The organism is Streptomyces sp. NBC_00414 (genome assembly GCF_036038375.1).
Lineage (GTDB): Bacteria > Actinomycetota > Actinomycetes > Streptomycetales > Streptomycetaceae > Streptomyces.
Genome location: NZ_CP107935.1, coordinates 9,386,458 through 9,401,104, shown reverse-complemented (window position 1 = coordinate 9,401,104; position 14,647 = coordinate 9,386,458). Strand labels below are relative to the sequence as shown.

General features: G+C 71.5%; 10 protein-coding genes. 6 read left to right on the top strand and 4 right to left on the bottom strand.

Annotated features, from left to right (window positions below; genetic code table 11):
• Positions 1 to 84: 84 nt before the first annotated feature.
• Positions 85 to 1,179, top strand: a complete 1,095-nt coding sequence (locus tag OHS59_RS40330; RefSeq protein ID WP_328498278.1) for a baeRF3 domain-containing protein — start codon at positions 85 to 87, stop codon at positions 1,177 to 1,179.
• A gap of 133 nt (positions 1,180 to 1,312) precedes the next feature.
• Here OHS59_RS40330 and OHS59_RS40325 read toward each other — a convergent pair whose 3' ends face one another.
• Positions 1,313 to 2,521 carry an acyl-CoA dehydrogenase family protein gene (locus tag OHS59_RS40325; RefSeq protein WP_328498277.1) on the bottom strand — a complete coding sequence of 403 codons (1,209 nt, stop codon included), beginning with the start codon at positions 2,519 to 2,521 and terminating at the stop codon, positions 1,313 to 1,315.
• Positions 2,522 to 2,659: 138 nt separating this feature from the next.
• The gene (locus OHS59_RS40320) at positions 2,660 to 4,816 is read right to left on the bottom strand and encodes a hypothetical protein (protein WP_328498276.1); all 2,157 of its coding nucleotides are present in this window, start codon (positions 4,814 to 4,816) and stop codon (positions 2,660 to 2,662) included.
• Positions 4,817 to 5,024: 208 nt separating this feature from the next.
• Between OHS59_RS40320 and OHS59_RS40315 the strand changes: the two genes are divergently transcribed.
• The 3 genes from OHS59_RS40315 (at position 5,025) to OHS59_RS40305 (ending at position 8,272) form a co-directional block, all read left to right on the top strand.
• A complete protein-coding gene (locus tag OHS59_RS40315; RefSeq protein ID WP_328498275.1) occupies positions 5,025 to 5,654 on the top strand; it encodes a hypothetical protein in 630 nt (209 codons plus the stop codon).
• Positions 5,655 to 5,727: 73 nt separating this feature from the next.
• The gene (locus OHS59_RS40310) at positions 5,728 to 6,462 is read left to right on the top strand and encodes an HAD family hydrolase (RefSeq protein ID WP_328498274.1); all 735 of its coding nucleotides are present in this window, start codon (positions 5,728 to 5,730) and stop codon (positions 6,460 to 6,462) included.
• A gap of 331 nt (positions 6,463 to 6,793) precedes the next feature.
• Entirely contained in the window at positions 6,794 to 8,272 is a 1,479-nt protein-coding gene (locus OHS59_RS40305; protein WP_328498272.1) for a PP2C family protein-serine/threonine phosphatase, read from the top strand.
• 89 nt (positions 8,273 to 8,361) lie between these two features.
• Here the strand turns inward: OHS59_RS40305 and OHS59_RS40300 are convergent, their stop codons facing one another.
• Positions 8,362 to 9,861: a DNA-binding protein NsdB gene (locus OHS59_RS40300; protein ID WP_328498271.1), complete on the bottom strand. Its 1,500-nt coding sequence runs from the start codon at positions 9,859 to 9,861 to the stop codon at positions 8,362 to 8,364.
• A gap of 232 nt (positions 9,862 to 10,093) precedes the next feature.
• Here OHS59_RS40300 and OHS59_RS40295 point away from each other — a divergent pair, with 232 nt between their 5' ends.
• A complete protein-coding gene (locus OHS59_RS40295) occupies positions 10,094 to 11,236 on the top strand; it encodes an aminoglycoside phosphotransferase family protein (RefSeq protein WP_328498270.1) in 1,143 nt (380 codons plus the stop codon).
• 263 nt (positions 11,237 to 11,499) lie between these two features.
• A complete protein-coding gene (locus OHS59_RS40290) occupies positions 11,500 to 13,539 on the top strand; it encodes an N-acetylmuramoyl-L-alanine amidase (RefSeq protein WP_328498268.1) in 2,040 nt (679 codons plus the stop codon).
• Positions 13,540 to 13,663: 124 nt separating this feature from the next.
• Here OHS59_RS40290 and OHS59_RS40285 read toward each other — a convergent pair whose 3' ends face one another.
• On the bottom strand, positions 13,664 to 14,518 hold the full coding sequence (locus OHS59_RS40285) for a (2Fe-2S)-binding protein (protein ID WP_328498267.1): 855 nt from the start codon (positions 14,516 to 14,518) through the stop codon (positions 13,664 to 13,666).
• Positions 14,519 to 14,647 lie beyond the last annotated feature (129 nt).

Here is a 14,647-nt window from a genome sequence, read left to right as displayed (position 1 = left end):
GGCGACAGTAACAACCAAATGCCCCTTTTGCCCGATTCGATTCCCCCGAATGCCTCGCCGCCGATTCAGTCATATGGTGCATCTATGGAGCATGTTCTGAGCCCCGCCACCCTCACCGAACTGCGTCGGCCGCGGCCCTATCCCGCGGTGTCGGTGCTGACGCCGACCCACCGCAGAGAGCCCGACAAGGCGCAGGATCCCGTCCGGCTGCGCAATGTCGTGGCCGAGGCCAAGAAGCAACTGGAATCCGACCCCTCGGTCACCCGTGAGCGGCGGATCGACGTCGTCGAACAGCTCGAACAGGCGCTGGCGGAGGTCGACCTGAGCCACTCCGAGGACGGGCTCGCGATCTTCGCCGCTCCCGGGGAGCACCAGGTGTGGTCGCTGGCCCGGACCGTTCCGGAGCGCGTCGTCCTGTCGGACACGTTCCTGACCCGCAATCTCGTCGCCGCGCAGGCCGCCGAGAGCCCGTTCTGGGTTCTGACGGTCTCGGCGGACCGGATGGCGCTGTGGAGCGGTGGCGGAGGGCACGTCGTCGAGGCGAAGACGGCGGGATTCCCGCTGACGCGAAGCCTGGAACCCCAGGACGTGGAGCGCGAGGAACGTGTCGGCGAGGTGCCGAGCACCTTCCGCGACGAGGAGACGCGCCGCTTCCTGCGGGACGCCGACACCATGCTCGCCGCCGTCCTGCGCTCCGCACCGCGGCCCGTGTACATCTCGGGTGAACCGGCCGCGCTCTCGCTTCTCGACGAGGTCGGCACCGCCGCGAAGGACGCCGTCCATGTCCCGCACGGCGGTCTCGGGCACGCCGGGGCCGAGGCGGTGTGGCAGGCGGTCCGTCCACTGGTCATGGCCGAGGACCGCAGAAGCGTCGACAGTCTGACACGGGAGCTGGAAACCGCCCGGGGCCGCCGGGAGTTCGCGGCGGGCGTCGACGAGGTGTGGCAGAACGCGACCGCCGGCCGCGTGCGTCTGCTGGCCGTGGAGGAGAACTACCGCGTGACGGTACGCGACGGCGGCGACCATCTCGTCCCGGCCGACGGCGACGATCTCGACGCCCGGGTCGACATCGTGGACGAGATCGTCGAGCAGTGCCTGGACACCGGCGCGCAGGTCCGCTTCGTCCCGGACGGGACGCTGGCCGACGCGGAGGGCATCGCCGGAGTACTCCGGTACTGAACCGGTCGTCCGGTACTGAACCGAGCGGGTCCGGCACCGGGCGGGCCCGGTACTCAACGGGTCCGGTACTGGGCGGACCCGTTGCTGAACACGGAGCACGGAACACGGGCCCGGTCGCTTCGGAGCGACTCGTTCAGCCCAGTTCCGCGCTCCCGAGGTGCTGCATGAGCTGGTCGGTGGTCAGCGGGTGGAACGGTCCGCTGCGCGCGTCGCGGTACAGCTTCTCCAGCGGGTGGCCGCGACGGTAGGCGCCGCCACCGACCAGGCGCATGCCGATGTCGACCACGCGGATCGCGTTCTCGGTCGCCACGACCTTCGGGATCTCCAGCGCGCCGAGCCGGCGTGCCGGGTCGTCCGGGAGATCGCGCCGCTCGTTGAGGCGCGCGGCGGCGACCTCGATCGTGTTGGCCGCGGTCTCGACGAGCACGCGCATCTCACCGACACCGGCCTGCACCAGCTGCTGGTCGCTCACCTTGACGTCGGCGGCCTCGGGCACCGCGCCGAGTCGCTTCGTACGCAGGATCGCGAGCGTCTCGTCGTACGCACGCCGTGCGAGCCCGAGGTAGACCGACGCGAAGCTCAGCGTCTGCCATTCCAGGTTCGCGAACAGACCCGGCCGGAACTCCGGCGACACCAGGTCGCCCGCCGGTACGAACACCTCCTCGAACACCACGGTCTCGGTGCCCGTCGCGCGCATGCCGAGCGCGTCCCAGGTCTTCTCGACGCGCACACCCTCGGCCGAGGCCGGACACACCAGCAGCACCTCGCGCGTCGCGCGCACCGCGTGGTCGGCCGGCAGTTCGCCGTCGGGCTCGGTGATCGTCGCGTTCAAGGTGTGGAAGTCCGCCACCGGCGCCAGGGTGCCCCAGCTCTTGCGCCCGCTGACCCGGAAACCGCCGTCGACCGGTACGGCGCGGGTGTCGGCCAGGCCGATCACACCGGCGCGGGTCTCGCTGTAGGCGCCGTCGAACAGGTGCCCGTCGCGCGCCACGCCCGGGAAGAAGCGCTCCTGGTGTTCCTCGCTCCACATGCCGCGGAAGAAGCCGATCACGCCCCAGTGCATGTTGAACGCCAGCGCGATCGCCGGATCGCCGTACGCCAGCAGCTCCACGCACCGCGCGGTGGTCGCGATGTCGGCGCCCCACCCGCCGTACCGCTTCGGAACGTTGAGGCCCGGCAGCCGCAACGCGCGCACACGCTCGGCCAGTTCGTACGGGAACGAGTTCTCCACGTCGTGCTGGGGCCCGGCCTTGCCGAACTCCTCGGCCAGTTGGCGACAGGTCGCGAACGCCTGCTCGCGCTCGGCGGGACTCATCTCGACGACGTGCACCGGTGGGGCCATCAAGTCCTCCTCGCTCGCGGCGGGCACGGGGCGTCGCCGGACTGTGCGGGACCGCGCAGGACTGTGCAGAACTCGGATACAGCAGACCGCGCCGACACCGCAAGAAGGTCTGCCGCACCGGGGCGGTGCCTCACCGGGTCAGTGCCGCTCCGCGTTGAGCCGGTCCACGGCGGCCTTCGCGTCTCCGACGGTCAGGTAGTCGACGGCGACGAAGTTGACGGGCCGGCCCCGCTCGCGTTCGCAGGCGTGCGCCCGGTCCAGCACCGCCTGGCGGGTGTTGATCGAGCCCGCGTCGAGACGGCTGCCGCCGTCGATGGTGATGAAGTGGTTGAGCAGGAACAGTCGCTTGTCCGTGCCGCCGCGGTGCGGGACACAGCTCAGTTCGCCGGGCGCGCGGAAGGCGAACGGCGTCTCCATGGCGTACCGGTAGAAGTTGCGGTACCAGGGCGCCGGCCCGTCGGCCCGCTCGGCGAGGGCGACGAGACGACGGTCGCCGTCGATCATCTCGCCGAGTGTCGGCCAGGGGCGGTCGGGGTCCTCGTCCGGTGTGAACAGCAGGTCCAGCAGGCCCGCTTCGCGGAACGCGCCCTGCGTGTCCTCGCCGCTGACGGCGTCCTGAATGATCAGCGTGACGATCTCACTCGGGTGGGCGCGCAGCCAGTCGCCGATCTGCCGCAGCGCCGGCACCAGTTCGAGGGCGCCGGCGCGGCAGACGGAATGGCAGAGCCACAGGCCTGGCCGCGGCGGATTGAACCCCTTGACGGCGGCGGTGATCTGCCGGCGCAGTTCGGGTGGGAAGTCCGACTCGTCGAGCCGGTCGGTCAGGTCCTCCGGCCGCTCCCAGCGGTAGGTGTCGATCTGCAGGGCGCGTACACCCGCGTCGAGCTGGTCGACGACGACGGGGTCCTGGAGGGGGCCGATGAACTTGTCGGCCGTGGTGGACATGGCGTTGTGCGAGGTGAGCTGGGCGACCTCGTCGTACCGCCGGTCGCACAGGTGGGGGCTGCCCTGGCAGACGCGCGGGGCGTCGTCGGAGAAGGCGACCGGCACGAGGGCGACCCCCGCGAGGGCGAGTGCCGCCGCGCCTGCCGCGGGCCCGATCCCCGTCGGCCACGCGCGGCGTACGGGCGTCTTGCGGCGCTCCCCCGCCCACGCCAGGCCGACCAGGAGTGCCCCCGCCACCACCGGTACGAGTGCGGCGGTCAGCATTGCCGCGAGGAAGCGGTCGATCGCCGTGGTCTGCAGGTCGTCGAGCAGCCGGGCCGCCGAGTCCGGCCAGGCCGCGGAGATCTCGACGGGGCTGCGGCCCACGGCCCGGAGGATCGCGAGCGCGAGGAGCGCGGTGCACAGTCCGCCGCCCGCGAGTGCCCAGCCGAGGTGCCTGAGGCGCCGGGGCCGGGCGTCGGGTCCGGTGAACCAGAGTGCGGCGAGGGCCGCGATGCCGAGGGCCGCGGCCAGGGGTTCGACGACGTCCAGGGTGAGTCGGGTGGCCGCGCGGACCTGACGCAGCTCGTCGAGTTCGAGGTCGGCGGCGATGTTCCAGGTGCCGCCGTCCGCGACGGTGCGCAGCCGGGCGGCGGCGTCGCGGGTGCGCTCCGAGAAGGCCGCCGGTCCGACGGCGGCGAGGGCGGTGGCCACGTCGCCGTTCTCCAGGGCGACCGTGACCTCCGGGCGCAGTGTGCCGCGTACGTCCTCGGGGGCGGCCCGCAGGAGGGCGTCGGCGGCGGTGGCCGCCTGGGCCTTCGACAGGGCCAGCGTCGGCAGCCCGGCCGGGGGCCGCCCGGCGGCGATCTGCCCCACCGCGTCCTCCAGGTCGGCGAGGAAGGCCGGGAAGTCCGGCTCCTGCCGCTCCTGGAGCGAGGAGACGAGGTCGCCGAAGTACGCAGAGGTCAGGCCGGTGACGTTGGCGATGACGGGCCGCAGGTCGACGGAGAGCCGCAGGTCGTCCGTGTCGCCCCGCAGATAGTCGACGAGATGCCCGATCTGCTGGTCCGTCAGTGCGCGCAGGGTCTCGGGCGGGAGGACCGTCTTGAGGTTGGAGGTCAGTACGGCCTCGGAGACCGGCAGCCGTCCCAGCAGATCGCGGGTGACCGGTGTGCTGCCCGGGTCGACCAGCACCTGGTTGTAGAGCCGGTCGTACGCGTGCTCGTCGGCCAGCACGGCACGGTGGAAGCCTGCGTTCAGCACGGTAGCGCGCGCGGTGGCCGTCATTCCCACGACCACGACCACGACGCACAGGACGGCACAGATCCAGGCCCCGCAGCGCAGCGCCCGTATCCGGGTCGGCACGACCATGCCCTCATGCTGCCCCAGGGATCATGCGGCGGCGAGCCCCGGCGGGGGAACGGGTGAGCCATTCCGTGCGGGCCCGCAGACCGGACGGGCGAGCCCGCTCGGAATGTCTCACCGAGTGCCTCACCGAGTGCCTCACCGAATTTTCCGGCATAAGGTTCATTTCGACCGTCCGGCCTCTCCGGCTCATCGACAGCGAGGACAGCACTCGATGGACACACCACCGCCCCTCAAGCCCCGCCGGCCGGGTCGTACGCGCTCGACTGTCGTCGCGATGGCGGCCGTGGCCGCGGTCGCCGGCGCCGTCACGTCGTGCAGCACCGACAGCGACTCGGACACCTCCACCCCGTCGTTCAGCGAGCGTCCGTCGCCTCCCGACACCGCGTCCTTTTCGGGGACGGCCCCTTCCATGAAGGAGTCGGTCGTCGAGTCCGCACGCGCCGCGGCCTCCGCGGCCGCGTCGTCCGCCTCGGCCGCCGCCTCCTCCTTCGAGGCGTCCGTGTCGGCGGAGGTGGAGCGGGCGAACAAGGCCGCCGAGAACGAGCTGAAGGACGTCAAGGGCCAGGGCAACGCGATGTCCGACGTCTCCATGACCGGCAAACCCAGGTCCGGGACCGGCGGCCTGCTCGTCGTCCTCGTGAACATCACCAACAAGACCGACAGCGAGGCCTCGTACGCCGTGCGGGTCGATTTCCTCGACTCCTCCGGCAAGACGGTGGAGACGAGGTACGTCGGCGCCGAGGACCTCGCGCCGGGTGAGCGCGCCCAGCCTCTCGCCGTCAGCCGCAAGCCGGCCGAACCGCCCCTGACCCCGAAGCTGTCCCAGGCCCAGCGGTACTGACCCGACACGCGCCCGAAGCGCCGGGCGGAGCACGGGGATTGCCCCTGCCGCACCGAGCGGCCAGGAAGATCGGATGACTCGCTCCCCGCTCCCGGTCTGCGGCCCCGAGGGGCCCTTGCGCGCCACGCCCTCCGCGCGGGTCCCGTCCCCCGTCACCGTCAGGGCCGTGCTCTTCGACTTCGGCGGCACGCTCTTCCAGATGGGCACGTACGCGGACCGGATCCGCGCCGCGCTCCGGCGCCCGGTCGGCGAGCGGGAGATGGACGAGCTCCTGACCGGGCTGGAGAGGGGGCTGGCCGACCCGGACGTGGTCGAGGCGCAGCGCGGGCGCGATGTGTCGTCGCGGGCACACCGGCACGCGTTCACCACGTGGTACGCGTCGGTACGGGAGCTCGCGCCGTACGCGGACGCGCTCTACGCGCAGCTGCAGGCTCCCGAACACTGGGTGCCGTACGCGGACACGGGAGCCGCGCTGGCACGGCTGACCGACGAGGGGATCGCGCTCGGCGTGGTCAGTGACGTGGGCTGGGATCTGCGGGCGACGTTCGCGCACCACGGGCTCGATCGGCATTTCTCGTCGTGGGTGCACTCCTACGAGCACGACACGGAGAAGCCCGACCCGGTGCTCTTCTCGTACGCCTGCCGTGAGTTGGGGGTCGAGCCCGCGCAGACGCTGATGGTGGGCGACCATCCGGCGAAGGACGGCGGTGCGGCCGGTGCCGGGCTGCGGGCCTATGTGCTGCCCGCCGGAGCCGCTCCGGGTGCGCACCGGGGGCTGGACGCGGTGCTGCGGCTGGCCGGGGTGTGAGCACCTGGTGATGCCGACCGGGTGGGCGCCCGTCGTCCGGCCCGGATGGCGATGCGAAACGCCCGCACAAACGACCGACCGAACATATGCTTGAGAACGTCGTCGAGCACTCGGCTTCCCGTTCAACTCGCCCAAGTGCAGTACGACTTGGGCGCCGGTTTCACGTACTGGAATCGCCCCGGTCAGGCCCCGCGCGAGGACTGCGGCACATGCCACGGGCACCACGCTGCCGCGTGTTGCCAAATCCCTTACAGCGCGTCGCGGGCTGTGCAACAGTCGTAACGGTCCTTCCCTCTGCCTTGGTCGTACCGTGCCTGTATCGGAGTACGTCATGCCGTCCCATCTCTCGGCGGACCACCCTGCCGCCCAGCCGCCGCGCGGCTCGGTCGACGCGCTCATCTCGCAGACGCGCCGGCTCCGGGGCGACATGGACGCCGTACGACGCGACGCGACGGCCGACGGCACGGACCCCGAGGGACGCTGGCAGCGCGCCCTGTGCGACCTGGCCATGCATCAACTCGACGACCTCGACGCACACTTGGCGCAGCTGAGGGACGGCCCGCCGCCCGTGCCCGCCGAGCACGGAACAGCAGCACCCGCCGTACGAGCCGCGCCTCCCGCGGCCTCCCGGCGCGGCTCGCTGATCAGCCGGGTCGGCAGTGCCGAGTGGAACCTGCTGACGGACGAGGCGAGTTGGTCGGGTGAGCTCTACCAGATCCTCGGCCGGGATCCCGCCGCTCCCCCGCTCACCCTCGACGAACTCCCCTCCGTCGTCCTCGACGAGGACCGGCCGAGGCTGACCTCGATGGTCACGGACTGTCTGATCGACGCCAAACCGATCGACGGCGAGTTCCGCATGGTCCGGCCCGACGGCGGCGTACGGACCGTGCACATGATGGGCGAGCCGGTGCTCGACGCGGACGGCAGCACCGCCTCGATGTGGGCCGTGCTGCGGGACGTCAGCGAACTGCGCCGCAGCCAGCGGACCGTCACCGAGACCCGTGACTCGCTGCAGCGACAGCGGCAGGCCGCACAGACCGAGCACCGCCTCGCGGTCGAGCTGCAGGAGGCCGTCCTGCCCCCGTGGCGCGGCTCCCCGCTGCTCCCGCAACAGGGCCCGGGGACGCTGGACCTGGCCGCCCGCTATCTGCCCTCGTCGACCAGCGCGCTCATCGGCGGCAACTGGTACGACGCACTCGAAATGCCCGACGGGCAGACGCTGTTGAGCGTGGGCGACCTCACCGGCCACGGCGTCACCGTGACCTCGGGCATGGCGATGCTGCTCGGCGCGCTGCGCGGCATGGCCGTGGCCGGCACCGAGCCCGGCCAGCTCATGTCCTGGCTGAACCGGTTACTCGACGCCTCCGTCCAGCCGGCCCTGGGCAGCGCGGTGTGCTGCCGCTACCGGCCGGAGAGCCGGACCCTCGTCTGGGCGCAGGCCGGACACCCCGCCCCGCTGCTGTTCCGCAACGGGACGGGGCGCATGCTGGCTCCGCCGGACGGCGTCCTGCTCGGTGCCACCTCGGGTCCGGTCTACGGGCAGGCCGAAGTGCCGCTCGAACCGGGCGACCTGCTGCTCCTGCACACCGACGGGCTGGTCCCCCCACGGTGGGGGTCCCGCCACCCGGACACGGACGCCGCCGGCACAGGAGAAGGCACCACCGGGGACGTCAGCCGTCTCCTCGACCTGGCCCCCCGCTTCCACCGGGCCCGCACGGCACAGGACTGCGTACGGACGGTGGTGGAGGAGTTCGGCGAGACGGACCGCGAGGACGACGCCTGCGTACTCGTCGCCCGGGTCACCACCTGAGTGCTCCTACCGGACCCGTCCCACGCGACGTGCGTGATTCCGGACGTGAGTGTTTCCACGGGCCCCTGCAGGCGCCTGTGCGCGGGCCCTCATGCCCGTGCGCTGTTGTTGCCCCTCGGCTTCAACGAACCCTTGGGCAGGGACAGTTTGATCTCCTCACGCAGATCGTGGATCTTCGGATAGCTGGAGTACTGCCCCGTCAGCCGGTACATCTCCCGGAGCCGGTCCCAGGTGCGATGGGACGAGTTCGAACCCATCGACGTCAGGGCCAGGCGTGCGTAACGGTCGGCCTGTTCGGGGTCGTCGGCGATGAAGCACGCCGAGGCGAGCGAGAGGTGGTCGAAGATCTTCGACCGGTCCCGGCCCTTCTCCCGCAGGGCCAGCGCCTCCTTGGCATGGCGCTGCGCGACGGCGGCCGCGGCCGGGTCGTGCTCCGCGAGCGTCCGGTAGGCCAGGGCCTGCATCCCGTGCATGTCCGCCTCGTCGAACAACTGCATCCAGCTCGGCGGCGGCACGTCGCCCTTGTCCGAGACGAAGAGGTCCTCCGCCTCGCCCAGGGTGCGCCGCATGGCCTGGCCCTTGCCCAGCGACGCCTGTGCCCAGGCCTCGATGGTGTAGAGCATGGCCTGCGTACGGGGCAGGACCTCGTCGCCGGATCCCGACTTGGCGAGATTCATGAGGTCGAGCGCGTCGTCGGGCCGGCCCAGGTGCACCATCTGACGGGCCGCTCGGGAGAGCGCCTCGCCCGCACGGGGCCGGTCACCGCCTTCTCGGGCCGCGTGGGCGGCGATGATGAAGTACTTCTGAGCCGTGGGCTCCAGGCCGACGTCGTGCGACATCCAGCCCGCGAGGACGGCGAGGTTGGCGGCGACGCCCCACAGGCGCCGCTGCAGATGGTCGGGATGTCGGTAGGAGAGCATGCCTCCCACCTCGTTGAGCTGTCCTACGACAGCCTTTCTCTGCAGTCCGCCACCGCGGGCCGCGTCCCAGGCCCGGAACACCTCGACCGAGCGCTCCAGTTCCTCGATCTCCTGCGACCCGATGGGGGCGGCCTCGTAGCGGTCGAACCCGGCGGGGTCGGCGTGCAGGGGATCGTCGGTTTCAGGGGCGTCGGCCACGAGGGCCGGGTCGGTGTGCAGCCACTCGTGCATGGAGCTGCTGATTGCGGATCCTGCGGCGAGCGCGGCGCCCGCGCCCACCAAGCCGCGTCGGTTGAGCATGAGGTCCATTCCCGTGAATTCGGTGAGGACCGCGGCAGTCCGCTCGGGCGCCCACGGCACACCGTCGGGATGTTCCGCACTCCCGCCGCTCGGCCGTTTCCCCGTACGCCCGTGCCGGACCAGACCGAGATCCTCGATGGTCACGACACGGCCGAGACGCTCGGTGAACAGTGCTGCCAGCACCCGCGGCACCGGATCGCGTGGGATCTCTCCCATGTCGATCCACCGCCGCACCCTTGAGGTGTCCGTCGCCAGCTGGGGGTGGCCCATGGCCGCCGCCTGCCGGTTCACCATCCTCGCGAGTTCGCCCTTGGACCAGCCGGCCAGGCCGAACAGGTCCGACAGTCGGGTGTTGGGTTGTCCGCTCACGTCAAGCCCCCAGGTTCTCGGCTGAGTTGACAGTAACCGCCTGTCAGTTGCTGAGCGACTATTCGCCAGGGTTCGCCAGGGCACGCCAGATGGTGTGCCAGTGGGCGCCGGGTGTCAGGTAGGAACGCGCCACCCCGACCCGGTCACCGAGGGACATTCCCCAGGGTGTACCGGCGTGACCGGGGCGGGTAGCGCGGCAACTCGCCGGCACACGAAGGGATCTGTTTCGCCCATGTACACAGCATCGTCCTCCGTGTCCGCCCCACCTCGGTCGCTGCACGCCCGCCCGGTCGGTGGCGGCCCCTACCTCGACCCCGCGCGACCCACGGCGGCTCCCGTGCTCGGCGCCGGCCGGACGCGGCGCATTCCGGGACTCGGCACGCCACCGCTCAGCGGGAGACTCGACTTGTCCGGCCCCCAGGGCGCCCAGCTGCGTACGGCGATCGCGTCGGTGCACCGGATCTGCCCGGAGTTCGCTCCGGTGCAGGTGCTGCGCCGCAGCGGACGCTCCGTGCTCCTTGTCGGTACGACAGGGCGCAGCACCGCGGTCGCCAAGTGCTTACTGGACCACTCCCCCGTGTGGACCGAGCGGATCCGGCACGAGATAGCGGCATACCGCTCGTTCGTGCGGCACCGGCCGCCGGTGCGGGTGCCCCGGCTGATCGCGGCGGACCCGGACAACTGCACCCTGGTGATCGAGCGGATGCCGGGACGGGTGGCGGCGCTGAACCGGCATCCGGTGGAAGCGCCGCCCCGCGCGGACATCAGGGCGGCGCTCGGCGCGATCTGCCGGCTCAACGCGTGGCGGCCGCCGGCGGGGACGTTCGACGCCCCGCTGGACTACGCGGCGCGGATCTCCCGGTACCACGAGCTGGGACTGCTCACCGACCGGGACATGGGCGACCTGCAGAAGCTGGTGCACGGCATCGCGCACTCGGCCGGCCGCCAGGGCATGGGCCAGTTCTGTCACGGCGATTCCCTCCTGTCGAACATGCTCCTCTCACCGGCCGGTCCAGTGCTGGTGGACTGGGAGCACGCGGGTTGGTATCTGCCGGGCTACGACCTGGCGACGCTGTGGGCGGTCCTCGGGGACGCGCCCGCCGCCCGCCGGCAGATCAGCCAGCTGGCCCAGTCGGCGGGACCCGCGGCACGTGACGCGTTCCTGGTGAACCTGATGCTCGTCCTCACCAGGGAGATCCGTACGTACGAGACGGCCGTGCAGCGTTCGATGCAGGAGACGACCCCGACGGCACCGGGACCGGCCCATCCGGGTGCCGCGCCGTCCGGCGAGGAACAGCGGCTGCTGCTGAGGCGGCTGCACGACGACTGCCAGATGGCCCGCAAGGCCGTTCGCGCGGCGGTCGGTACTCGCTGACGGGGACGAAGGTCCGCGGTGCGCCCAGGGACAGCGGCGCATCGCGGACCTTCGTCGTGTCCGCCGCCGTTTCATCAAAGGTCCACTCCACTGACGCCTCGCAGGCCGGGTCACCACCGCACCGAAAGCGGTGAACGCCTGCCGCTGACGTGGGAAATCGTCCGCCTCTGGGAATGATTGACGGATCGTCGGAGAGCAGATACCACTGACGCACACCCGCCCCCGTACGCACCGTCACGCCCGATCGTCCCAGGAGGCCTGCTTTGCGAGGATCCCCCACCGACCCCAGCCCTTCCGCCCGGCACAGACGTGCCCGCCGGACCGCGGGTGCCGTCGCCTCGGCCGCGCTGCTGCTGCCCCTGCTCGGGGCCGCCCCGTACGACGGCGGCGCCGACGGGCGGGCGTCCGCGTCCTCCGGGCAGTTGCCTTCCGGGAAGCTGCAGAATGCTTTCGCCGACGCGGCCGACGAGTACGACGTACCGCAGAGCGTGCTCCTCGCCGTCTCCTATCTGCAGTCCCGGTGGGACGCGCACGACGGGGCGCCGAGCGTCACGGGCGGCTACGGCCCGATGCATCTGACCGACGCCCGCACGGCGATCGCCCGTACCGTCGCACCGCACCACAGCGACGGTACGGAGGACGCGCGGGGCGACGAATCGCGTGACGCCCTCCTGCCCGACACGAAGGCCCGGAGCGCGAAGACCTCGGACACGACGGTTCCGGAGAACGACCGGCTTCCGGCGCGCCTCAAGACGCTGACGAAGGCCGCCGCGCTGACCGGCGTCCCCGCGGAGCGGCTGCGCACGGACCCGGCCGCGAATGTGGCGGGCGGTGCCGCGCTGCTCGCCGCGGCCCAGAAGCAGCTCGGCGAGCCGCTCACCGACGACGCGGCCGACTGGTACGGAGCGGTGGCGCGCTACTCGGGTGCCGACGACACGGCGACGGCGGCGACGTACGCCGACGACGTCTTCGACGTGATCCGCCGCGGCGAGCGGCGCACGACGGACTCGGGGCAGCGGATCACGCTCGGCGCGCAGCCGCGGCTGCGCGCGGAGACGGCGCAGGTGAGGACGGCGGGGCTGCGCGCGCCCGCCGCGGGCGCCACCGAGTGTCCGGCGACCGTGTCCTGCGAGTGGATCCCGGCGCCGTACGAGGAGTTCGGGGACGGCGACTACGGCAACCACGACCTGGGCGACCGGCCGAAGTCCCAGAGCATCAAGTACATCGTCGTGCACGACACCGAGGGCGCCTGGGACGGCGTCCTCGACATGGTGCAGGACCCGACCTACGTGTCGTGGCAGTACACCCTGCGCTCCACCGACGGGCACATCGCCCAGCACGTGAAGGCCAAGGACGTGGCCTGGCACGCGGGCAACTGGTACATCAACGCCAAGTCGATCGGCCTGGAGCACGAGGGATTCCTGACCGCGCCCGACACCTGGTACACGGAGGCGATGTACCGGTCGTCTGCGCGGCTGGTGACGTACCTGTCCAAGAAGTACGGCATCCCGCTGGACCGCCAGCACATCCTCGGCCACGACACCGTGCCCGGTACGACGACCGCGACCATCCCGGGGATGCACACCGACCCCGGCCCGTACTGGGACTGGCAGCACTACTTCGCACTGCTCGGCAAGCCGCTGCGCGCCACGGCGGGACCGAAGGGCGGGCTGGTGACCATCGCGCCGGATTACGCCACGAACAAGCCGGTGTTCACCGGCTGCGTCACGGCGGGCGAGCCCTGCGCGGCACACGGATCGAGCGCGGTACGCCTCTACACCGAGCCGCGCGAGGACGCCCCGCTCGTCAAGGACATCGGTCTGCGGCCCGGCGGCGGCGACTCCACGACCGGCGTGAACGACCTCGGCTCGCGTGTCTCCACCGGTCAGCGGTACGCGGTCGCCGGGCGCGACGGCGACTGGACCGCGATCTGGTACCTCGGTCAGAAGGCCTGGTTCAAGAATCCGGCGAAGCAGCCGACGGCGGTGAACGCGGCCGGCGCCGTCATCACCCCGAAGGCCGGGCTGACCGACATCCCCGTCTACGGACGTGCCTACCCGGAGAAGGAGGCCTACCCGGAGGGAGTGCCCGTCCAGACGGTCTCGCCGCTGCCGTACAAGCTGCTCGCGGGGCAGAAGTACGCGGCCGGTGACAAGGTGCCGGGCGAGTACTTCTACGCGCCGACCTTCGACACGACGCCGCACCGGGTGGTGCGGGGTTCGGACATGTACTACGAGATCCAGTTCGGGCACCGGGTGGCGTTCGTACGGGCCGCCGATGTGCGGGTGATGCCGTCCGCGTAGGCGTTTGCGTGGACGCTCTCACGGAGGGGCCGGCGGCGTTCCGTCCGTCGGCCCCTCAGCGTGTGACGGGGACTCGGCGGGTGACGCGGCTCGGCAAGCGGCGCGGGCCGGTGTGCTGCGGGGCTCAGGACTCGATCCGGCGCAGCCGCTCGGCGTCGCAGGTGCGCGGGCAGGTGGCGCAGGCCTCGGCGGGGCGGATCGTGTAGTAGAGGCAGCAGCCCATACGGGTGCGGGTCGGATGCTGTCGGCCGTCGCCACCGGTGAGGTGGCGGAAGTCCGCTCCCCCGGGGAAGGGCGGGACGGCGGAGGGCAGCAGTGCGGTCGCGGCCCGCACGGATTCCTGTTCCCGGCCGAGCATGCGGCCGAGGTACCAGATGCCGGAGACGAGGTCGTCGGTGACCAGGCCCCACAGTGCGCGCGGACCACGCCTGATGTACGGGGCGATCGCGGAGAGCAGCGGCTCCATGTGATCGGCGACGGCGACCCTCAACTCCGCCCGCAGAGCCTCCTCGTGAGGGACGGTCAGGACTCCGGGGAGAGCGCCGGCCGGATCGTCCGGCAGACAGGCCAGGTCCGGTCCGGGGTTGATCTCGAACGTGCCGGACGCCAGGTCGATGCGTACGTCCTCGGGGCGGATGCGCGGCACCCGGCCGGTGAGGTACCAGACGCCGCTCATCAGCAGGCCGACCGACCACGCGTAGTCGTGGAGGGCGCGGGACGCGGCGACGTCCCGGCGGGGGACGTGGTCGTAGCGTTCCCTGATGCGCAGGTCCTCGGCCGAGAGGAAGGCCTCAAGGGCCACTTGATCCTTCGTCAACTCCGCGCCGCTCAGGCCCTTTTGGGTGAAGAACGCCGCCGGGTCGGCCACACGCACCGTCAACGCCCGGCACACCTCGGCCAGTTGTCGGTACGTGTCGGAGAGCAGGCCGGACACGGTCGTGGGCGCACCGGTCGGCTGAGTCTCCAGGGCCACGGTCATCGGTACTCCTGTGCATGGGGACAAAGCGAGAAAAGCAGGTAAGGCTTACCTTAGTATAGAGATCGCCAACAGCAGCGCGTGACGGCACCCCCGAGACAACGATCAAGGGAGGTGCACGTCACAGTGGAT